This window comes from Cobetia sp. 5-11-6-3, from assembly GCF_013374055.1.
GTDB classification, from domain to species: Bacteria; Pseudomonadota; Gammaproteobacteria; order Pseudomonadales; family Halomonadaceae; genus Cobetia; species Cobetia marina.
The window spans coordinates 723,535-744,103 of the sequence record NZ_BLWJ01000001.1; the positions used below are offsets into that span (position 1 = coordinate 723,535).

The window sequence follows — 20,569 nt, forward strand, 5'->3', positions numbered from 1 at the left end:
CGACGGGGCCTGCGAAGCAGGAGGCGGAGTCTATCACGATGATGCCTCACGCCTCATCGTTCACTCCCCCAGTCGGGAGACACAGCGATGACCGGCCGCCTTGAGCTGCTCGGACAGGCAGGCGATGTGCGCCGGACCGACCTCGCAGCAGCCGCCGACGATACGCAGTCCCCGCTGCACCCAGCCCAGCGCATGGGCAGCATACTGCTCGGGCCCGAGATCCTCGCGCGCCTTGAGGTCCTTGACGGTACCGCCGGGCTTGAGCGCCGCGATCGACGTGAAACCGTTGGCATAGGCGCCCGCCGGCAGCGAACTGCCAAGCAGCGTGTCAAGGCTGCCCTGAATGGCCTCCGGCGCACTGCAGTTGATCAGAATGGCATCCACGCCGAGCGCTTCCAGCATGGCGACGGTGTCCGCCAGCGGCTCACCGCTGCGCAGGGTCGCATTCAGATCGTCCTTCACGGTCAACGAGACCCACACCGGCAGGCCACTTTCCAGCGCTGCAGTGGCGGCGGCCTGCGCCTCGTCATGCGAGGACAGCGCTTCGCAGAGCAGCACATCGACCAAGGGCGCCTGCAGCGCCACCAGGGTGCGATAACTGGCCAGCGATTCTTCCTGATCCGGTGCGACATCGGGCCGGTAGGTCGCGACCAGCGGCGGCAGACAACCGGCCACGCGGATATCCGTCTCGCCACTCAGGGCGATGGCATCCCGCGCCGCCTTGCCAGCGGCCGCATGCACGGCGCCGATGGTCTCGCCGACTCCCGCCAGCGTCAGGCGTTGGGGCGTGGCCGTATAGGTATTGAGCGTGATGACCCGGGAGCCGGCACGAATGAAATCCAGATGCAGATCACGCACCAGCTCGGGCTGATCCAGCATGACCTGGGAGGACCACAGCGGTGTCGGCTCACGACCGCTGCGACGCACCAGCTCCTGCCCCATGCCGCCGTCCAGCAGCACGACATCCCCGGCGCGCGCCCCTTCCCCTGCTGGCGCCCCCGTTACTGCGACTTGTTCCACACGACCTCCTGAGCGATTCGATGTCTCTGCAGCATCTGAACTGATGAACTGGCGGCCTACACCTGGCTGTCAGCCGCGGCGAAATTCTAGCATGGTCAGGCGCGTGACGGCGTGCCGCTCACTGGAGCGAAATGGGTCGCCAGTGCTACTGTTAGCAGCGCCTTTCGCCAGCGATCCCTTGCGCTGCCCCTGCCTGCCTAGCAAGCCCATGCCGCGTCCCGCGGACGTGCCCCATTGATTGAAGGAAGTCTGTCTTGTTGCTGCCGAGTCTCTTTCGTCCCCGCGCCAACCCTGCCAATGATGCACCCCAGGTGCGTCTTGAGCGTGAAGGCCGGGACGAGATTCGCCGCATCACCCAGGCCGTCGAGCGCGTGCCATGGTCAGTGAGTCTGATGCAGATCCTGTGGACGGCCGGCCCGGTGACGCTGATCGGTGCCTGGGGGGGCTATCTGCTCGGGTATGGCAAGGAACCCACCTTCGAGAACTACATCTTCTTCATCTCCTACACCGTCATCACCGGTGTCGCGGGGATCGTGGCCAACATCGCCCACAACCTGACCAGTTCTCGCCGCTATGACCGCACCGAGGCCAAGATCGAGCGCGTCATCGATACCGTGCCTGAGCTGATCCTCGCCACGCGCAACCTGATCGTCGAGAGCCTGGAAGGTGATGCCCGTCGCCGTGAAGCCGCTGCCATGCTGCTGCGCAAGCAGGATCTCGCACCGGAAGGCGTGGAGCTGGCGGCGCTGGAGCTGCTGGATGATCGTGATGCCGCCCGCATCATCAGTCAGATCGACGTCTATCGTCGCATCGGTCTGCACGCCCGTATCCGCGACATGAACACCCTGAACCGCGAATGGCTCGAGCCCCAGTTCAATGAGCTGGCGGAGCTGGCGCCCGAGGCCATCGGCCTGCTGCGCGAGCGCTTCGAGGGCCGAGCGCCGGATCTGCACAAGGGCGTGCCTCGTGACGAGAACTTCATAGAGCGTGTGCTGGCCGCCATCGAGCAGGACAACGACCTGCTGATGACGATGCAGGACGTGGAGGAGATGCTGATCCTGGCCTTCGAGTTGATCAGCGGACGCAAGATCCCGCTGCTGACCTTCGAATATCGTGGACGCTGGAAGCTGGCTCGCACGCTGGACAATCTCGAGCACGCCCGCTCCCGCTACCGCATCCGCCAGGCGACGGGGCTTTCACGCCTCAAGGCGCTGACGGTCTATCTGGCGGAGCAGTCCGGCACTCTGGTGGAAGATGCCGCTTCCGGGCTCAGGGCCGAGGTACTGCTGGAGCGCTCCACCCAGGCCATGGACGCGCTCGCCGAGCAGGTGACGCACCTGGCGATCGCCGTCAACGAGGGCGACCGTGAACATCGCAGCGCCCTGCGGACGCGCGCCGACATCCTCACCAACGCCATTCGCCTCTACAAGACGGTCACCAGTGCCTATGAGCAGGTCGGTCGCAGCCACGCCGTCTTCCTCAAGATGTCCAAGCGCTGGGAGAATATCTCCTCGCAGATGTCCGACGATGCCACGCGCCTGCGTGTCGGGCCGGGGCGGCGCGGTCTGCGCATCCAGGAAAAGACCATTGCGCTGGATGACGAGGCCAAGGCGGAGGTCTGCAAGCACCTGGCGGATCACCTCAGCAAGAGTCACATCAAGCGCGTCGACAGCGAGATCGCCTCTCAGGCCCGCGAGACGATCCTGCGCGTCGGCGTCGACAAGGCAAAGGCCATGGCGATCGAGATCGCCCTGGCGCTCGAACCGCACATCCACCTCTCACGCCCGGCCGTCCAGCGCGCCATCAATGGCTCGAATGCCGCCTACTTCGGCCAGCTGGAGCCCAACCAGTCCGCCGCCGCCAAGGCGGCCCTCGGCAGTGCCATGGTGCGCGAGATCGACGACGACCTGTCACGTACCGCCGAATCGCTGGCCATCGCGCTGGTGCGTCACTATCGCGTCGAACTGGAACCGCTGGCGATCGACTTCCTGCGCGACACCTTCGGGGCGCGGGAGGCGACGCTCAACATGCTCAGCAACTACCAGCCGGCGGATCACCACCCGATCAGCTACCTCTCCAACCGCCCGCCGCTGATCCAGACCGCCAACCGCGACTGGTATCGTGCGCTCGTTCAGGCACGCCGTGCCCTCGACGACGATTGATCCCCGCGCCGTGCCAGCGGCATACTGTATGGATCACCATGCAACGTGCCACTGACCGCCAGGATGACCGATGCGCCTGATCATCGCCGAAAAGCCCAGCCTCGCCCGCGCCATCGCCGAGGCCCTACCCGGGCGCAGCAGCAAGCGCGACGGCTATATCGATGCCGGAGACACTCGCGTCACCTGGTGTATCGGCCACCTGCTCGAACAGGCGCCGCCGGACGACTATGACGAGCGCTTCAAGCGCTGGTCACTGGATCATCTGCCGATCATTCCAGCACAGTGGAAACTCAAGCCACGCAGTCAGGCACGCGGCCAGCTCAAGACCATTCGAGAACAGCTCAAGCTGGCTGACGAGGTGATACATGCCGGCGACCCGGATCGCGAAGGCCAGTTGCTGGTGCAGGAAGTGCTCGAGCACATGCGCTGGCGTGGGCCGGTCAAACGCCTGTTGATCAGCGACATGAACCGCCCCGCCGTCACGCGTGCCCTCGACAAGCTGGATGACAATCAGCGCTGGCAACCCCTGTACGAAGCCGCGCTGGCCCGCCAGCGCGCCGACTGGCTGTATGGCATGAATCTGACACGCGCCTGGACATTGACGGGCCGTCAGGCCGGCCATGACGGCGTGTTGTCGGTGGGGCGCGTGCAGACACCGCTGCTGGGGCTGGTGGTGCGTCGCGACGAGGAGATCGAGACCTTCGAGCCGCGTGCCTTCTTCCCGTTGTGGATCGAGGCCGGCGTGGCGACCGGCAGCTTCAAGGCCTGGTGGCATGCCCCCAGTTCCCCGTGGCTGCAACGACTCGCGGCCAAGGGCACTCAACTGCCACTGGATGACAAGGGCCGCCTGCTGGACAGCCGCCCCGCCGAGCGCCTCGCCCGCCACTTGGCGACACTGAAGACCCCGGGCGATGGTCACGTCGAGAGCGTCGAGGCCAGCGACAAGTCCCAGCCCGCGCCGCTGCCCTACTCGCTCTCGGCGCTTCAGGTCGATGCCGCTCGACGCTATCGCCTGCCGGCCCAGAAGGTGCTCGACACCTGCCAGGCCCTCTACGAGCGACATCAGCTGATCACCTACCCGCGCTCCGATTGCCGCTACCTGCCCCGCGAGCATCATGCCGGCATGGCCAATCTGATGATCAGTGCCTGCAGTGGCGATGAAGAGCTTGAGCGTTTCAGTGGCGGCGCGGATTTCAGCCTGCGCTCACGCGCCTTCAATGACGCCAAGGTCAGCGCCCACCATGCCCTGGCACCGACAGGGCGCGAGCCGGACTACGCACGCCTGTCGCGTGACGAAGCCAACCTCTACCGTATGATCACCCGCAACGTGCTGGCCCAGTTCTATCCGGCCTACCGCTATCGTGAGGTCAAGGTCGAGCTGCGTTTCGCCAAGGAGCCCTTCCGCGCCAGTGGCCGCAGCGTCATCGACGAAGGCTGGAAGGTGCTGTTCCAGCGCGCGGCACAGGCATCCGACGACAAGGCCCCGGCAGACGACAAGACCCCGCCTCCTCTGCCCGCCTTGCAGGAAGGCGAGCCGGCCTGCGTGCTCGACTGCGGTATCGAGGAGAAGGAGACCCGCCCGCCGGAGCCCTTCAATGATGCCAGTCTCATACAGGCGATGATGAACATCGCCCGCTACGTGGAAGATGATGCGGTACGCCGGACGCTACGTGATGTGGATGGCCTGGGCACCGAGGCGACACGTGCGGGCATGCTGGAGACACTGATCAATCGCGGCTACCTGGTGCGCGATGGCCAGGCCATGCGCTCCACGCGTATCGGTCGCGCCCTGATCCATGCGCTGCCGGACGCCGTCTCCCGCCCCGAACGTACCGCCCTGTGGGAGCAGCGCCTGAGCATGATTCACGAGCAGGGCGATCCGGCAGCGCCTTTTCTGAGCGAACTGGTCGATGACCTGCGTGCCCTGCTGGCTGACAGCTCGGCCAGCCGCCTGAGCGCTGCGCTGGCCAGTGTGGGTGGCGCGACACCGCGCAAGAATTCCGGGGCACGCAAGGGCAATGGTGCGCGGCGCAAGAGCGGAACCTCTCGACGCAGCAAGACCGGCACGAGCAAGACCAGTACGAGCAAGACCGGCACAAGTAAGGAAGCCGGCTCCGGCAGCACCCGACGCTCGAGCGGCACTCGCAAGCCGGCCGGCTCCCGCCGCAAATCCCCCAGCCAATGAGCCACTTCGCCTCTGTGCCCGCTCACCCATGATGAGAAATCACGCATGACGACTTCCACGCCGGCTGACGACAATCACACACTCTCGACGGCTTTCGATTCACTTTCCCAGCGTCTTGCCGTTGCAGGCGATTGGCTGTGGATCGTCGGCCCCGGGGCCATCGGTCGATTGCTGGCGGCCACGCTCGCTCACGCCCGCCTGCGCGAAATGGCAACGCAGGGAAGGAGCACATTGCCAAACCTTCTGTTGGTGGGTCGCCGGGCATCCGTCAGCGAGATGGTGACGATCGACATGACCTCACCAGAAGGCCAAGCTGTTAGCTCAGAGATAACTTATACCTCGATTGACCAGCTGGAAACCTTGCCATATCCGCCACCTGCCGCGATCTGGATGGCCACCAAGTCACATGCCATTGAGTCTGCCTGGGCACACGTCTCGCCGCTGATAGACTCACGGACACCAGTTACCTGTTGGCAAAACGGACTGAGCGCACAACCCTGGTTGGCAGAGCAGCACCCTCAACTGCTGTGCGCCAGTACGACCGAGGGTGCCTGGATTCCGGAATCGACCGCGCTTGCCACGCACACCCTCCCAGAACGCCTGGCCGTGCAACACGCCGGCCATGGCCAGACCTGGCTGGGCACCTGGTCATCGCAGGCCGACCCGACATCCTCCTCCTCTGCCATGGCGGCCGCAGAAAGGCAGGTTGCCTGGCTGCAGGCGGCTGGCCGTGAGTGTCATGTCAGTGCCGACATCGGCACTCGCCTATGGCACAAGCTGGCGATCAATGCCGCCATCAATCCACTCGTGGCACGCTTTCGGATTCGCAATGGACAGCTGCGTGATCGCCCCTTTTCCCTGATGGTGCGCCAGGCCGTCGACGAGATCACTCGGGTGCTGGAAGCCGAGGGTATCGCCCCGCCACCGAATGGCTGGCAGGCCCTGGTCGACCAGGTCATCCGTGCCACGGCGAACAACCGTGCCTCGATGCTTCAGGATGTGCTGGCAGGTCGCACCACGGAAGTGGAGGCCATCCTTGGCCCGTTGCGACACGCTGCCCTCCGTCACGGGCTGTCACTGACCGATGACCTGCCTTTGCTCGAGCAACTCCACACTCACCTGAGCAGTCAACAGCCCTGAGCGCTTAGCGCTGGATCCCCGACCCCTCCTTAGCCATAACCTCAGACCTGTGACTGCTGGCCCGCCTCGACGCCATTCTCTGGCATTCGGCCAAAAAAAGACCCGCCTCGCGAGAGACGGGTCACAAGCAACAGCCAAGCTGTCGAGAGAGAGCAGCAATGTTCGGTCTTGCGCGTCAGGCCACCGATTGCCGTATGGCAACCCGCTGACCTGGCGAAAATCAGTGGTGGAAACGCTCGGACGCTTCGCGCGCCAGCTCACGAATGCCATCCCAGTCGCCTGCATCGATCAATTTCTGCGGCGCCACCCAGCTACCACCGACACACATCACGTTCTTGAGTGCCAGATAGTCACCGGCATTGTTGAGCGTGATGCCGCCGGTCGGGCAGAAGCGTGCTTCGCTGATCGGGCCACCGAAGGACTTGATGGCATTCACGCCACCCGCGGCCTCGGCCGGGAAGAACTTGAAGCGGCGGTAGCCGTACTGCCAGCCGGTCATCAATTCGGACACGGTCGCGACGCCCGGCAGCATCGGCACGCTGCTGGTCACGCCATACTGATAGAGCGCTTCGGTAGTACCCGGCGTGACGACGAAATCGACGCCCAGCTCTTCCACCTTGCGATACTGTTCCGGCGTGAGCACGGTGCCGGCACCGATGCTGGCATTGGGCAGCGCTTCACGCATGCGGCGAATCGCCTCGAGAGCGCAGTCAGTCCGCAGGGTGACCTCGAGAACGGTCAAGCCGCCTTCATAGAGCGCCTTGCCCAGCGGCACGGCGTCCTCGATGCGCTCGACGGCGATCACCGGCAGCACGGAAGCCTTCTGGCAGATGCTGTCGATCTCGGTCGTGCGCGTCGAGGGAAGTTGTTTTTCGAAGCTCATGGCGTTCTCCTTGCGCCGCAGCGCTGATGTTGTCTAGTACGCCACGGCGCTGATGTGGTTGATAGCGCCGTGGCCGATAGGATCAGGGGGCCCAGTACAGCGCCAGGGGCGCGGACAGGAAGGCGCGGATCGGCAACTCGCTGACGGCCTCGACATCGCCCAGTGCACGTGACAGCACGGACTGCTTGTCGGTGCCCGTCAGATGCAGCACGGTACGGCGCGTCTGGCGCAAGCGCTCGAGGCTCAGGGTGATGCGCGCCTGCGGGACGCTGGGGGCACGCATCGGCACACAGCAATCACGGCTGGTCAGCGCTTCCTGGAGGCGATCCCCATCCGGGAACAGCGAAGCCGTGTGACCATCGCCCCCCATGCCGAGAATCACCGCGGAGGCCGGCCAGGAGAGTGCCGCGATGCGAGCACTCACTTCCTCGCAACCCGCCTCTGGCTCTGCTTCGGCGCTGGTCAGCGGATGGAAGGTCGCGGCAGCGGCTGCGCCCTTCAACAGATGCTCACGCACGAAACGGGCATTGCTGTCGTCGGCGTCTTCACTCACCCAACGCTCATCCGCGAGGGTGATGTCCACACGCGACCAGTCCAGCGGCTTGTCACGCAATGCGGCGAACAACGGCTTGGGCGTCGAGCCCCCGGAGACCACCAGCAGTGCGCGAGCCTCAGGCGACGCCGCCAGGTCAGCGGTCAGTGCTGCTGCGAGATACTCGGCCAGCGACTCGGCAGTCTGCTGGCGCGGGTCCTGGGTGGTGCTCTGTGTCATGTCGACAGCCATCTCAATACTCCTCATACCAGCTGCGACCATCACGCGTGATCATCGCGATGGAGGAGACCGGCCCCCAGGAGCCCGCCGGGTAACGACGCGGCGTGGCAGCGCGCGATTCCCAGCCATCGATGAGGGTATCGACCCAGCGCCAGGCGTGTTCGATCTCGTCACGACGCACGAACAGATACTGTTGGCCCTTGATGACCTCGAGCAGCAGACGTTCGTAAGCTTCCGGAATCCGGCGCTTGGGGAAGGCGCTGTTGAAGTCGAGATCCAGCGGACCCGGACGCAGGCGCATGCCCTTGTCGAGACCGGAGTCCTTGGTCAGCACCTGCAGCGAGATGCCTTCGGAGGGCTGGAGACGAATGATCAGCTTGTTGGCCGCCAGCGAGCGCTGGTCCGGATCGAAGATGTAGTGCGGCTGCTGACGGAAGTGGATCACGATCTGTGACAGCTTCTCGGGCATGCGCTTGCCGGTACGCAGGTAGAACGGCACGCCTGCCCAGCGCCAGTTTGACACTTCGGTCTTGAAAGCCACGAAGGTCTCGGTGGAGGACTCGGTATTGGCGCCCTCTTCTTCCAGATACCCCGGCACGTGCTGACCATCGACGGCACCCGCGATGTACTGACCACGTACCAGATCAGTGTTCAGACGCTCACCGGTGATCGGGCGCAAGGCCTTGAGCACCTTGACCTTTTCATCGCGAATGGCATCGGCGTCCAGATTGGACGGCGGGTCCATCGCGATCAGGCACAGCAGCTGCAGCAGGTGATTCTGCACCATGTCACGCAGCTGACCCGCCTGATCGAAGTAGCCCCAGCGTCCCTCGATACCGACCTTCTCGGCCACGGTGATCTCGACGTGGGAGATGTGGTTCTGGTTCCACTGATTGCCGAACATCGGGTTGGCGAAGCGCAGTGCGATCAGGTTCTGAACGGTTTCCTTGCCCAGATAGTGATCGATGCGATAGATCTGCGACTCGTGGAATACCGCGCCGATGGCATCGTTGATGACACCGGAGCTTTCCAGGTCGGAGCCGATCGGCTTCTCGACCACGACACGCGAGTTCTCATCCAGACAACCGGCGGCCTGCAGGTTGTTGCTGATGTCACCATAGATGCGTGACGGCACGGAGAGGTAGATCATCAGCGGGCGCGGCGAAGGCTTGCCCTTGGCGTCAACCCGCCAGTCGGCGATGGCCGAGTAACCTTCCACCGTGCTGAAATCCAGCGCGGCGTAGCTGATACGGGCGAGGAAGCGCTCGATGGCAGCCTTCTCGAAATGCTCCGGCTTGACGCGCTCCTTGAGCGAGGCCTGCACGGTTTCCTTGAAGGATTCGAGGCTGACGTCCTGACGCGCCAAGCCGATCAGGCGAGTTGCCTTGTCGAGCAGACCATCGCGATCAAGGTGATAGAGGGCTGGATACAGCTTGCGCTTGGCGAGGTCGCCCAAGGCGCCGAACAGGGCAATATCCACGCCCGGAATGGTGTCGGAACTCATGCAGCCGATTTCTCCCGTCGAAACTGCCCTGCATGCCTGGCTGGCCGATACGGTGGTGCCCTCCCTGAATCTCCGATGGCGCGACGCGAGGGGCGCAGCACGCAGGATTTCAAGAGGCATGTGGGACACCGGGACGGCTGTGGCGATACATGGCTGGTTATATTAACAACAAATGTAGCGATAACGTCGCGCTCTCTCAAGACAAATCGCCCAACAAGTAGGTAAACTTACCTAAAAGTGGTAGCCAGCGGACGTTTCACTGAGCTTGGAGCATCGTCCGAGGCAAAGAGATGCTTGGCCTGCCAGACGAGTGAGGCTAGGATGCCCAGATTACGTAGTTATTTCACTACACAATGGCAAGGTAATCGGCGAATGGCAGTACACGACCTCATCAACCGCATCCGCGAACGTCTCGACGACCTCAATCGTTCAGAGCGCAAGGTCGCTGACGTCATTCTGACAGATCCGTCGGCCGCCACGGGAATGAGCATCGCGGCACTCGCTCAGGCCTCGCTGGTCAGCGAGCCGACCGTCAACCGTTTCTGTCGCAATTTCGACGCCAAGGGCTTCCCGGACTTCAAGATCAAGCTGGCCCAGAGTCTGGCCGGTGGCACGCCCTATGTCTCGCGCAGCGTCGAGCAGAATGATGACGCCGAATCCTATGGCGACAAGATACTTGGCGCCACGGTTGCCGCTCTCGATGATGCGCGCCGCGCCCTTGATGCCAAGCGCATCGAACGTGCGGTGGATTATCTGAGCCAGGCCAAGCAGATCTGCTTCTTCGGCCTGGGGGCTTCCGGGCCGGTGGCGGCAGATGCCCAGCACAAGTTCTTCCGTTTCAATCTGCCCGTGATGGCCTATGAAGACGTGCTGATGCAGCGCATGGTCGCGGCCGCCTGCCATACCGGTGACGTGATCGTGATCATCTCCTATACCGGCCGCACGCGGGAACTGGTCGATATCGCCAGGCTGGCGCGCGGCAACGGTGCCGCCGTGCTCGGCATCACCGCGCCGGACTCTCCGCTGGCGCGCGAGTGTACCGAGGTGCTGGAAGTCATGGCACCGGAGGACACCGACATCTACATGCCGATGACTTCGCGCATGATCCATCTGGCTCTGATCGATGTGCTGGCGACCGGCGTGACGCTCAGGCGTGGCGTGGACTTCCAGCATCACCTCAAGAAGATCAAGGATAGCCTCAAGGACACCCGTTTTCCGCCGGAATCCTGACGGCTCAAGCAGCGGTGGACTTGCACCGATGCCGCCAAGGCACAACAATACGCGCCATGAACCTGCATGCGGCCGCTGGCTGCATGATCTCCCATGTCGTGAATGCCGAGGAAGCCCCCATGCGCTGGTTGGCCACTGCTGCTCTGACCCTGTTCTCTGCCCTGCCTTTCAGCATCAGTCTGGCGCAAGCCGAGACCTTCAAGTTCACTGCCATTCCCGATGAAGATGAGTCGCGTCTGGTGGAGCGCTTTGACAAGGTCGCCGACTACCTGGAAGAGAAGCTCGGGGTGGATGTCGAGTACGTGCCGGTCAAGTCCTACAGCGCCGCGGTCAGTGCCTTCCGCAATGATCAGATCCAGATGGCATGGTTCGGCGGCCTCACCGGTGTCCAGGCCCGCCAGCTGGTGCCGGGCTCCCAGGCGATCGCCCAGGGTGTGGAAGATGCCGCCTTCCGCAGCTATTTCATCGCACGACGTGATCTCAAGCTGGCCGGCGATGCACAGACGCCGCTGGAGACGCTGCCCGAATCCGTGGAAGGCCACTCCTTCACCTTCGGTGCCAAGACCTCCACTTCCGGGCGCCTGATGCCGGAATACTATCTGCGCGAACAGTTCGATGACGCCCCCGAGAAGGTCTTCTCGCGCGTCGGCTTCTCCGGTGATCACTCACGCACCATCGCGCTGGTTGCCGCCGGCACCTACGACGTGGGCGCCGTGAACTACGCCGTGTGGGAAGCCGCCGTCAAGGATGGCAAGGTCGATCCCGCCAAGGTCCAGGTACTGTGGGAAACTCCGGCCTACCCCGACTATCAGTGGACAGTGCGCGGCGATGCCGACAGCCACTACGGTGCGGACTTCACGCAGCACCTCACTCAGGCGCTGCTGGACATGAAGGATCCGGACCTGCTGGAAAGCTTCCCGCGCTCCGGCTTCATCCCGGCCAGCAATGATGACTACGCCCCGATCAAGACGGTTGGCGAGCAACTCGGTCTGCTGCGCTGAGTCATGACCCAGGCAACACCCTCTCCCCTGCTGCACCTGTCACGACACCACCTCGGCCATGGCGCCGAGGTGGTGTTGCGCGATCTGGACGTTCATCTCGAGCATGGCGAGCGCGTCGCTCTGCTTGGCGCCAGCGGTGCGGGCAAGTCCACGCTGCTGGAAGCCTTGCGCAGCGCCCTGCACGAGCAGGGTACGCCTGCAGCCTGGTGCCCTCAGCGTCAAGGACTGGTGCCTCAGCTCTCCGTGTATCACAACATCTTCATGGGCAGGCTGGATCAGCAATCGTCGCTGACCAACCTGCTCAATCTGCTGCGCCCCAGGCCCGCTCATTGGCAGGCAGTCGCCGCCGTATGTGAACCTCTGGGCATCGCCGGCCTGATGGAGCGCTCGGTCGAGGCGTTATCCGGTGGACAGCGTCAGCGGGTGGCCATCGCCAGGGCACTTTATCAGGGACATGATCTGTTTCTCGGGGACGAGCCTGTGGCGAGCGTGGACCCGCATCAGGCCAGCCAGCTGATCCACTGGATTCACTCTCGCCATGCCACCAGCGTGGTAGCGCTTCACCAGAAGGAGTTGGCACTCACTCACTTCACTCGTGTCATCGGTCTGGGCAAGGATGAGAACGGCAACGGCAAGGTGCTGCTCGACGCCAATACCGACGACCTGAAGCCGCAAGACCTCGACTGCCTCTACCCTGCCGCCAGCAGTGAGCCACTTGATGTCGACTGATCCCGGCCTCGCGCTCTCCAGACTGCGCAAGCCGCCACGCTGGTGGCAGGCGCGCAGTGAAGGCTCACACTTGCTTCGGCTCGGTATCGGCCTGCTGGCTGCCATGCTGATACTGGCACCCTTCGGTGATCTCTCCATTACCTCACGGGAGCCATGGCAGGAGCTTGGCCGCATGCTGAATGGCCTGGTGATGCCGGCCCCCAGTGCACTGGAATCACCAGTGCATGCCTTGATCCTGACGGTGGCGTTCGCCTTATGGGGGACGCTGCTGGGGGCGCTGCTGGGACTGCCCCTTGCGCTGCTCTACTCCCGCTCACGAGCATTGCGCGCTGTCTGCGCCGGCCTGCGGGCCGTGCATGAGCTGTTCTGGGCACTGCTGCTGCTGCAGGTATTCGGCCTGTCCGCCATCACGGCGCTGGCCGCGATCACCATCCCCTACGCGGCAACCTTCGCCAAGGTCTACGCCGAGATACTGGAACAGGTCCCCCAGGCACCGCGCCGCGCTCTGCCTGCCACCACATCACGCCTGATGTGCTTCGTGTATGCAGAACTCCCACTGGCATGGTCGCGATTGGCGAGCTACACCCGTTACCGTTTCGAGTGTGCGCTACGCGCCAGCGTCCTGCTGGGCTTCGTCGGCTTGCCGACGTTGGGCTTCTATCTGGAAAGTGCTTTCCGCGAAGGGCGCTACCATGAAGCCGGCGCCCTGCTGTGGATCTTCTACCTGCTGATCGCGACGCTGCCATGGTGGGGACATCGTCGCCTGCTGCCCCTTCTGGGAGTCGCCAGTCTCTGGTGGCTGGGGCCATGGCCGGACGTGAATCCGACACTGCTGTGGCGCTTCCTCAGCCACGACATCTGGCCAGCGCCGCTGGTCAATACCAGCGTCGAATCACTGATCTCCGGCCAGCTACTTGCTGATCTGCTGGATTGGGCGAGCCATCTGCCCCACCTGCTGTCCGCGCTGGGCAACACCTTGCTGCTCGGTCTGCTGGGCACCGCAGGCAGCCTGCTGATCGCCATGTTGCTGTGGCCATTGGCCAGCCGACATGTGGGCAATCGCGCCTCCCGACAGGCCACTCAGGGGCTGATGATCTTCCTGCGCACCACCCCTGAGCTGATGCTGGCCTTCATTCTGCTGCTGCTGCTGGGCCCCTCGCTCCTGCCTGCCTGGCTGGCACTGTCCCTGCACAATGGCGCCATCATCGCCTTTCTGTGTGCACGGCATGCCAACCAGATCCAGCTGCCGCCCGGCAAGCCCCGCGGACGACTGGAAAGCTGGCTGTATGAGATCAACCCGAGAGTCGCGCCCGGCATGTTCGCACTGCTCTTCTATCGCGCCGAGACCATCATTCGCGAGACGGCGATTCTCGGCATGCTCGGCGTGGCAACGTTGGGCTTCCACATCGATTCGAGCTTCGAGTACCTGATGTTCGACCAGGCCTTTGCATTGCTGCTGCTGACCGCAATACTCAATATCGTCGTAGACAGCGTCGCGCGCCGTCTGCGTCCGACGCATGAAATCGCCGAAGACAGCTGCGTTCGCTGACCTCACTCCTTGCTGACCTGCATTCGATTCATGTGCAAGCAGTCACTTCCCTCACACCCGGCCTGCCGCGAGCTTCCCATGACGACATCCGCTCAGACGAAGACAGATTCTGCCGCACAGGCCAGACGTGAGGCGCAGCGCATCACCCTGATCGGCGCGGCGCTGGATGGGGTGGTGGGCATCGCCAAGCTGATCGTCGGCAAGCTGGTCGGCTCTCAAGCCTTGATGGCCGATGGCATCCATTCACTGTCAGACCTGGTGACGGATGCCTTCGTGTTGGTGGCCACTCACTTCGGCCGTCAGGCACCGGATCGCTCGCACCCCTGGGGGCATGAACGCATCGAGACGCTGGGCACGCTGGTGCTTGGCAGCTTGCTCATCGCCGTGGCGGGTGCAATCGGCTGGGAAGGTGTGCTGCGCAGCTGGGAGCTGATATTCGGCACGCTGAGCATTCCGCTGCCAGGGGCCCTGGGCATCGGCGTCGCGGTGATTTCCTTGATCGCCAAGGAAGCCATCTTTCGTGCAACGCTCAAGGTGGCTCGCAAACAGAAGTCCAGACTGCTGGAAGCCAATGCCTGGCACTCACGCAGCGATGCGCTCTCGACCGTCGCCGTGCTGGTGGGCTTGATCGGCACTCAGCTCGGGGCGGGCTGGATGGATGGGATAGCTGCCATCATCGTCGCGGTGATGGTCGGCAAGATCGGCATATCGCTGGCGTGGGAAGCCTCACGGGAATTGATCGACACCGCTCTACCACGCGAACAACAACGCGCCATGAGTGAATGCCTGCTGTCATTGCCGGAAGTGCGTGGCGCACATGATCTTCGCAGTCGCACGCTCGCCGGTCGTATCGTGCTGGAAGTCCACCTGCTGGTCGCGCCACGCATCAGCGTCTCCGAAGGTCATGCCATCGGCCATCACGCCGTGGCACGCCTCAAGTCAGAATTCCCCCAGCTCAGCGATGTGCTCTACCACATCGACCCCGAAGACGATTCACATATCGGCCAGGCGGATACGACACATCCCACACCCATGCAGCCACTGCCGCTGCGCAGCGAGATCATCACTGCACTTGATGTCTGCTGGCAGTCACACCCTGTATGGCAAGAACGCAGCGGGCTGATGCTTCACTATGTCAATCATGTCACCACACCCCCCTCTGCTCCCTCGAGTGCTCCACATGTCGATGTCCAATTGGAGGTTGCCGAACAGGCATTCACTTCGCTCAGCGAATGTAACCTGGCACCTTCCTCACGCAACACGACAGTCGATGAACTGCAACGCCTGGCGAAGGACATCCGCTGGCTGGGCACGGTAAGACTCAGCATCATTTCGCGTGCCCAAGACGCCGAAACGTGAGTTACACTTTGCGATACACAGCAGTCTGCGCGGCGGTGCAGTGCCTCAACGAACCCACTAGTGACGATGATGTTCGTCACCTTGCCCATCTTCAGTGATCACACAAACACCCAAGGAGCACGCCATGAGCAACGCATCCGGCGAAATGCACAAGACACGCATCATCAATGAACTAAAAGGTTTCATTCGCAAGCTGCTGCAAGACCCGAAGATTCTCGAGCAGTCACTGGTGGTGGCGCGAGCGCGCCTCAAGGAAGGGGCAGAACAAGGAAAAAGCGAGCAAGCGGTGCTGGCTATCATCGCCAACGAGATTTCTGACACTACCAGCATTCATATCCCGGAAGACCCGGCAGAACATTCCGATGCGGATAAGCTGTTTTTGGAACTACTGAAGGATGTGGTAGAGGAGGAAGAAGCGCTTTATTGAGCACAATAAAAAACCGCCCCGAAGGGCGGTTTTTTTAACAAATAAACTTATAATTCCCCACCTTCTTCCAAGCCATCGTCACGACATGTAGTAGGCACCCAAGCAGGATCCATATCACCACCATAAGTGCAGGTCCAAGTAATTGAACCAGAACCAGATTCCGGTGTAAGCACGATAGTGGCAGCATCATCTACTTTAGAATTATATGTAATTGTCACTTCTGTAGGTGTATCACCACCATCGGCAATAGCAATACTACTCACAGCATTACCCGGATCAGTAGTTTCAGTATCACTCACATTACCATCGGCATCCGCGCTAACAGCAATACCCATATCAGTCAGAGTAGTAGGCCAAGTACCCTCAGAAGAGTAATATTCCGTAATCCCTGTCTTATAAGGAGCTGCGAGCGTCAAACCTTCAGAAACGTGGGCACGCTTCGTGTAATCTTGATAACGCGGAATAGCGATGGCCGCCAAGATACCGATGATCGCGACCACGATCATCAGCTCGATCAATGTGAAACCTGCCTGTTGCTTGCGTGTCATGGTGAGACTCCCTTGCCTTTGCGTAGTGAGATCAGGTCGTACGTCCTGAAACCCCGGTTACTGTCCCTGAACATCAAATTGTTACTTAGGGTGACATGCCGTGTCGAGCGTTGCGACTCTGTATCAGCATTCCACCATTGTTAGCATAACATTTTGATATCACGGGGTATCGACCGGACGGGACGATTGATACCACAGCCACAGTTCAGGTGCCATTGCCATGTCGCAAGTCGCTTTCAAGGCGGCGCTGACGGCTGCTTGTGAGTTACAATAGATTACACTCGGTCACATTGCAAGCAACACCAAGAAATTCTTTCTGCTCATCAAGCCAACGCAGCTCAACGCTCACTGCTACTGCCTGACTACATCAGACTTCCCCTCCTAGATGGCAGCCTGATGACAAGACGGCGTTCAAGGGCCTGCTTTGATCTTTCCCTGTTACCCTCCCTCTTTTGCCCTTCAATCCAGCCTCTCAAGATGCACCGTCAGGTGATCTCCTTCCAACCACCGCTCGATCATCACCGAGGTCGCCTGAAGAAGCTGGTGGCTGCTTCCAGACCTCTAGCTCGGGAGTGGACTGGTAAAGTGAGGGTGACGGCATTTCTGCCAAGTGCCAATCAGGCTACACTGGAGACAACATCAGCACTCTCGCAACTCACCACGCTGGCAAGAGATTGCAACAATATTGTGGGCTGTCAGGTATCGCGGCGCTCATCGACACGAGCCGCAGGACAGACTTCCAGATTCGCCACAGGACATTTCCATGCCCCAGACTGATCAGACGTTGAAGGGATTTGCCGCTCGCCTGGTGGAATCAGGCTTGCTGGAGCCTCAAGCTGCCTTGCTGGCTGAGCAGGAGGCCAATGAAGCTGGCGAGAGTCTGCTGCTGCATGTCATCACTCATGGCCTGGCCTCGGCACGTGAGGCCACCTTGGTGGCAGCATGGGAATACGGGCTGCCCTATGTGGATCTCGATGCAATACGTATCGATTCCCTACCGAGTATTGATGAGCTACCGGAGAAGGTACTGCGCAAGCTGGGGGTACTACCGCTCTATCGACGCGAACATCGTTTGACCGTTGGCGTGCCCTCGCCATCGACACTGACTCATCTTGATGAGTTGCAGTTTGCCACCGGCCTGTCGATTGAAAGCGTGCTGGTTGCAGCCGATCAACTCGCACCTGCGCTAGAACAATATCTGGAAGCCGGCGAAGAAAGCGCCATGGACATGCTCGGCGAAGAAGGTGAAGCGCTGGATGGACTCGAATTCGAAGGCGAGGAAGATAACAGTCACGATCTGGCTATCACGGCAAGCAGTGATGATGCACCGGTGGTGCGCTTCGTTCATAAGGTACTGATGGATGCCATCAAGCGTGGTGCATCGGACATTCACTTTGAACCCTATGAATCCACGTACCGGATTCGCTTTCGTATCGACGGCATGTTGGTCGAGAATACTCGCCCGCCCTTCAACATGCGCAATCGTATCTCGGCGCGCTTGAAGGTGATGTCACGCATGGATATCTCCGAGCGACGTCTGCCTCAAGATGGCGCCATCAAACTGCGCCTGTCCAAGTCACGCTCCATCGATTTTCGTGTCAACACCTTGCCAACCGTTTACGGGGAGAAGTTGGTACTACGTATCTTGGACCCCAGTTCCGCCAAGATGGGCATCGAGGCGCTGGGCTTCGAGCCCGAACAGCGTGCCATGTTCGAGAAGACACTTGCCGAGCCTCAAGGCATGATTCTGGTCACCGGCCCTACCGGTAGCGGCAAGACCGTTACCCTTTATACCGGCTTGAACATCCTCAACACGCCTGAGCGCAATATCTCGACCGCGGAAGACCCGGTCGAGCTCAAGGTAGAGGGTGTCAATCAGGTCAACGTATTGCCCAAGATAGGGCTCGATTTCGCCTCGGCACTGCGCGCCTTCCTGCGCCAGGATCCCGACGTGGTGATGGTTGGCGAGATTCGGGACAAGGAAACCGCGGAAATCGCCGTCAAGGCCGCGCAGACAGGCCACCTGGTGCTCTCGACCCTACATACCAATTCTGCCCCTGAAACGTTGACGCGCCTCAGCAACATGGGCATCGCGCCCTTCAACATCGCAAGCTCGGTTTCCTTGATCATCGCGCAACGTCTGGCGCGGCGTCTGTGTCCCCACTGTCGCCAACCTGCCGAGATCCCCCAGGAAGCCATGGCCTCGATGGGCTTCAGCGCAGAAAATGGCTTCAGTGCGGAAGATCTGGAAAATGCCACCATCTATCGCCCGACGGGTTGCAGCCAATGCACGCTAGGGTACAAGGGACGCGTCGGCATCTATGAAGTGATGCCCATCTCAGATGAGATGAGCCGCTTGATCATGCGGGAAGGCACCGCGATAGAACTGGCAGACCAGGCGCGCAAGGAAGGGTTGTCGGATCTACGTCGCAGCGGCCTGCGCAAGGTCATGGCGGGCATGACCTCGCTGGAAGAAGTCAACCGTATCACCAAGGATTGATGACAACATGCTGGAGCGTTGACAGCGCCGATGTGAACAATCTTCACCAGCGCTGACTTTTGCTCAGTCATCAGGCACATTGAACATGGATTACCTCCCCCTGCGATGAGCAGGTCACTCATGCACTGACTGCCAGCAGTGTAAATCGCGGCATAGGGAGGGAGCAGCCACTGGCCTGCTCACGTGTAACATGAGTCTCGCGAGTCAAGACAGGGACTCTCATTCATCAGGGAATGACAACCGACATGGCGACGATCAGAACTGCCAAGAAAGACAAGAAGAAGGCGGGCATAGAAACCTGGCAATGGACGGGCAAGAATTCGCGTGGTGAAAAGGTCAAGGGCGAGTTGATGTCCGCCAATGTCGACCAGGTGAAGAATACGCTGGTCGGCCAGGGTATCGTCGTCAAGCGTTTGCGCAAGAAATCCGCCCTGTTTGGTGGCAGCAAGAAAGTCAGCGGCAAGGATGTCACCATGTTTGCCCGCCAGATGGCAACGATGATTCGCGCCGGTGTCCCCGTTCTGCAAGCCTTCGGTATCGTCGCTGAAAGCATGAAAAGCCCGGGCATGCGACACTTGGTGGAAGATCTGATGAATCAGGTCGGTGCGGGCGCCAGCTTCTCGGAAGCACTACGCAAGCACCCGCAACATTTTGACAATCTCTTCTCCAACCTGGTCGCCGCAGGTGAGCAGGCCGGTGCCCTCGACAAGATGCTGGACCGCGTCGCGACCTACAAGGAGAAGATCGATTCCCTCAAGGCTCGCGTGAAAAAAGCGCTCTACTACCCCATCGCCGTCATTGGTGTGGGTATCGGGGTAACGGCGATTCTGTTGATCAAGGTCGTTCCCCAATTCGAGAGCCTGTTCCAGGGCTTTGGTGCTGAACTACCTGCTTTTACTCAGCTGACCATCACTTTGTCGGAATACGCCCAGAATTATTGGTACATCGCTTTGGGCGCCGTGATTCTGGCAGTCATACTTGTCGCTCAAGGCATGAAGCGCTCCGACAAGTTCGCCTATGCCATGCATCGCTTCATGCTCAAGATACCGGTGCTGGGTGATATTCTCGACAAGTCATCCGTGGCACGTTATTCACGCACTCTCGCCACCACCTTTCAGGCTGGCGTGCCGCTGGTAGAATCACTGGATACTGCGGCAGGCGCTTCCGGCAACAAGGTTTATGAACGCGCCATCGCCCAGATCAAGGAGGATGTCTCCACGGGTCAGCAGCTCAACTTTGCCATGCGCAATACTCAGCTGTTTCCCACACTTGCGGTGCAGATGGTGGCCATCGGAGAAGAAGCCGGCTCTCTGGATGCCATGCTCAACAAGGTGGCCGACTTCTATGAAGAGGACGTCGACAACAAGGTCGATGCCCTGACCTCACTGCTGGAACCCCTGATCATCGTGGTGCTGGGCACTCTGGTTGGCGGGCTGGTGGTGTCGATGTATCTGCCGATCTTCGAACTCGGCAACGCTATCTGATACTTCACGGTCAGATGCTTCATCGTGACAGGCGGCCGCGACACCCGAAGGGGCGCGGCCGCCTCATTTCCAGTCC

Annotated in this window: 16 protein-coding genes; 11 read left to right on the forward strand and 5 right to left on the reverse strand. The window is 61.3% G+C overall.

What is annotated here, in order from left to right:
• Positions 1-60: 60 nt before the first annotated feature.
• Complete coding sequence (locus HXS66_RS02995) at positions 61-1,020, reverse strand: homocysteine S-methyltransferase family protein (protein ID WP_240499581.1); 960 nt, start codon at positions 1,018-1,020, stop codon at positions 61-63.
• Positions 1,021-1,274: 254 nt separating this feature from the next.
• Here HXS66_RS02995 and HXS66_RS03000 point away from each other — a divergent pair, with 254 nt between their 5' ends.
• From HXS66_RS03000 to HXS66_RS03010, 3 genes are all read left to right on the forward strand, one after another.
• The gene (locus HXS66_RS03000; RefSeq protein ID WP_077371752.1) at positions 1,275-3,182 is read left to right on the forward strand and encodes a hypothetical protein; all 1,908 of its coding nucleotides are present in this window, start codon (positions 1,275-1,277) and stop codon (positions 3,180-3,182) included.
• A gap of 70 nt (positions 3,183-3,252) precedes the next feature.
• Positions 3,253-5,367 (forward strand): DNA topoisomerase III, encoded by a 2,115-nt coding sequence (locus tag HXS66_RS03005; protein WP_176502815.1) that lies wholly within the window; start codon positions 3,253-3,255, stop codon positions 5,365-5,367.
• 45 nt (positions 5,368-5,412) lie between these two features.
• The gene (locus HXS66_RS03010; protein WP_176502816.1) at positions 5,413-6,507 is read left to right on the forward strand and encodes a ketopantoate reductase family protein; all 1,095 of its coding nucleotides are present in this window, start codon (positions 5,413-5,415) and stop codon (positions 6,505-6,507) included.
• Between the two features lie 220 nt (positions 6,508-6,727).
• Here HXS66_RS03010 and HXS66_RS03015 read toward each other — a convergent pair whose 3' ends face one another.
• From HXS66_RS03015 to zwf, 3 genes are all read right to left on the reverse strand, one after another.
• The gene (locus HXS66_RS03015; protein WP_077371743.1) at positions 6,728-7,390 is read right to left on the reverse strand and encodes a bifunctional 4-hydroxy-2-oxoglutarate aldolase/2-dehydro-3-deoxy-phosphogluconate aldolase; all 663 of its coding nucleotides are present in this window, start codon (positions 7,388-7,390) and stop codon (positions 6,728-6,730) included.
• 82 nt (positions 7,391-7,472) lie between these two features.
• The gene (gene pgl, locus HXS66_RS03020; protein WP_255303070.1) at positions 7,473-8,174 is read right to left on the reverse strand and encodes a 6-phosphogluconolactonase; all 702 of its coding nucleotides are present in this window, start codon (positions 8,172-8,174) and stop codon (positions 7,473-7,475) included.
• A gap of 1 nt (position 8,175) precedes the next feature.
• Complete coding sequence (gene zwf / locus HXS66_RS03025) at positions 8,176-9,666, reverse strand: glucose-6-phosphate dehydrogenase (protein ID WP_077371740.1); 1,491 nt, start codon at positions 9,664-9,666, stop codon at positions 8,176-8,178.
• A 372-nt stretch (positions 9,667-10,038) separates the two neighbouring features.
• Here zwf and HXS66_RS03030 point away from each other — a divergent pair, with 372 nt between their 5' ends.
• From HXS66_RS03030 to HXS66_RS03055, 6 genes are all read left to right on the forward strand, one after another.
• Positions 10,039-10,896: a MurR/RpiR family transcriptional regulator gene (locus HXS66_RS03030; RefSeq protein ID WP_077371737.1), complete on the forward strand. Its 858-nt coding sequence runs from the start codon at positions 10,039-10,041 to the stop codon at positions 10,894-10,896.
• 119 nt (positions 10,897-11,015) lie between these two features.
• On the forward strand, positions 11,016-11,897 hold the full coding sequence (locus tag HXS66_RS03035) for a putative selenate ABC transporter substrate-binding protein (RefSeq protein ID WP_084209792.1): 882 nt from the start codon (positions 11,016-11,018) through the stop codon (positions 11,895-11,897).
• A 3-nt stretch (positions 11,898-11,900) separates the two neighbouring features.
• On the forward strand, positions 11,901-12,626 hold the full coding sequence (locus tag HXS66_RS03040) for an ATP-binding cassette domain-containing protein (RefSeq protein WP_176492897.1): 726 nt from the start codon (positions 11,901-11,903) through the stop codon (positions 12,624-12,626).
• Positions 12,616-14,175, forward strand: a complete 1,560-nt coding sequence (locus HXS66_RS03045; protein WP_255303071.1) for an ABC transporter permease — start codon at positions 12,616-12,618, stop codon at positions 14,173-14,175. Before HXS66_RS03040 ends, HXS66_RS03045 begins: the two co-directional genes overlap by 11 nt.
• Positions 14,176-14,253: 78 nt before the next feature.
• Positions 14,254-15,534 (forward strand): cation diffusion facilitator family transporter, encoded by a 1,281-nt coding sequence (locus HXS66_RS03050; RefSeq protein WP_176502817.1) that lies wholly within the window; start codon positions 14,254-14,256, stop codon positions 15,532-15,534.
• A gap of 124 nt (positions 15,535-15,658) precedes the next feature.
• Positions 15,659-15,961: a hypothetical protein gene (locus tag HXS66_RS03055; RefSeq protein WP_077371726.1), complete on the forward strand. Its 303-nt coding sequence runs from the start codon at positions 15,659-15,661 to the stop codon at positions 15,959-15,961.
• 47 nt (positions 15,962-16,008) lie between these two features.
• On the opposite strand, the gene HXS66_RS03060 is transcribed toward HXS66_RS03055, so the two are convergent.
• Positions 16,009-16,509, reverse strand: coding sequence for a pilin (locus HXS66_RS03060; protein WP_176502818.1), 501 nt, complete (start codon positions 16,507-16,509; stop codon positions 16,009-16,011).
• A gap of 763 nt (positions 16,510-17,272) precedes the next feature.
• Between HXS66_RS03060 and pilB the strand changes: the two genes are divergently transcribed.
• Together pilB and HXS66_RS03070 are read left to right on the forward strand one after the other, a co-directional pair.
• The gene (gene pilB / locus HXS66_RS03065; protein ID WP_176502819.1) at positions 17,273-19,009 is read left to right on the forward strand and encodes a type IV-A pilus assembly ATPase PilB; all 1,737 of its coding nucleotides are present in this window, start codon (positions 17,273-17,275) and stop codon (positions 19,007-19,009) included.
• A 245-nt stretch (positions 19,010-19,254) separates the two neighbouring features.
• The gene (locus HXS66_RS03070; RefSeq protein ID WP_136938322.1) at positions 19,255-20,493 is read left to right on the forward strand and encodes a type II secretion system F family protein; all 1,239 of its coding nucleotides are present in this window, start codon (positions 19,255-19,257) and stop codon (positions 20,491-20,493) included.
• The last annotated feature ends 76 nt before the right edge of the window (positions 20,494-20,569 follow it).

Bases quoted from the DNA above. Each gene is read 5' to 3' on its own strand.
- HXS66_RS03050 (WP_176502817.1), top strand. From the start codon at position 14,254: ATGACGACATCCGCTCAGACGAAGACAGATTCTGCCGCACAGGCCAGA.
- HXS66_RS03060 (WP_176502818.1), bottom strand. From the start codon at position 16,509: ATGACACGCAAGCAACAGGCAGGTTTCACATTGATCGAGCTGATGATC.
- HXS66_RS03010 (WP_176502816.1), top strand. From the start codon at position 5,413: ATGACGACTTCCACGCCGGCTGACGACAATCACACACTCTCGACGGCT.
- pilB (WP_176502819.1), top strand. From the start codon at position 17,273: ATGCCCCAGACTGATCAGACGTTGAAGGGATTTGCCGCTCGCCTGGTG.
- HXS66_RS03040 (WP_176492897.1), top strand. From the start codon at position 11,901: ATGACCCAGGCAACACCCTCTCCCCTGCTGCACCTGTCACGACACCAC.
- HXS66_RS03015 (WP_077371743.1), bottom strand. From the start codon at position 7,390: ATGAGCTTCGAAAAACAACTTCCCTCGACGCGCACGACCGAGATCGAC.
- HXS66_RS03030 (WP_077371737.1), top strand. From the start codon at position 10,039: ATGGCAGTACACGACCTCATCAACCGCATCCGCGAACGTCTCGACGAC.
- HXS66_RS03035 (WP_084209792.1), top strand. From the start codon at position 11,016: ATGCGCTGGTTGGCCACTGCTGCTCTGACCCTGTTCTCTGCCCTGCCT.
- zwf (WP_077371740.1), bottom strand. From the start codon at position 9,666: ATGAGTTCCGACACCATTCCGGGCGTGGATATTGCCCTGTTCGGCGCC.
- HXS66_RS03045 (WP_255303071.1), top strand. From the start codon at position 12,616: ATGTCGACTGATCCCGGCCTCGCGCTCTCCAGACTGCGCAAGCCGCCA.
- pgl (WP_255303070.1), bottom strand. From the start codon at position 8,174: ATGGCTGTCGACATGACACAGAGCACCACCCAGGACCCGCGCCAGCAG.
- HXS66_RS03070 (WP_136938322.1), top strand. From the start codon at position 19,255: ATGGCGACGATCAGAACTGCCAAGAAAGACAAGAAGAAGGCGGGCATA.
- HXS66_RS03005 (WP_176502815.1), top strand. From the start codon at position 3,253: ATGCGCCTGATCATCGCCGAAAAGCCCAGCCTCGCCCGCGCCATCGCC.
- HXS66_RS03055 (WP_077371726.1), top strand. From the start codon at position 15,659: ATGAGCAACGCATCCGGCGAAATGCACAAGACACGCATCATCAATGAA.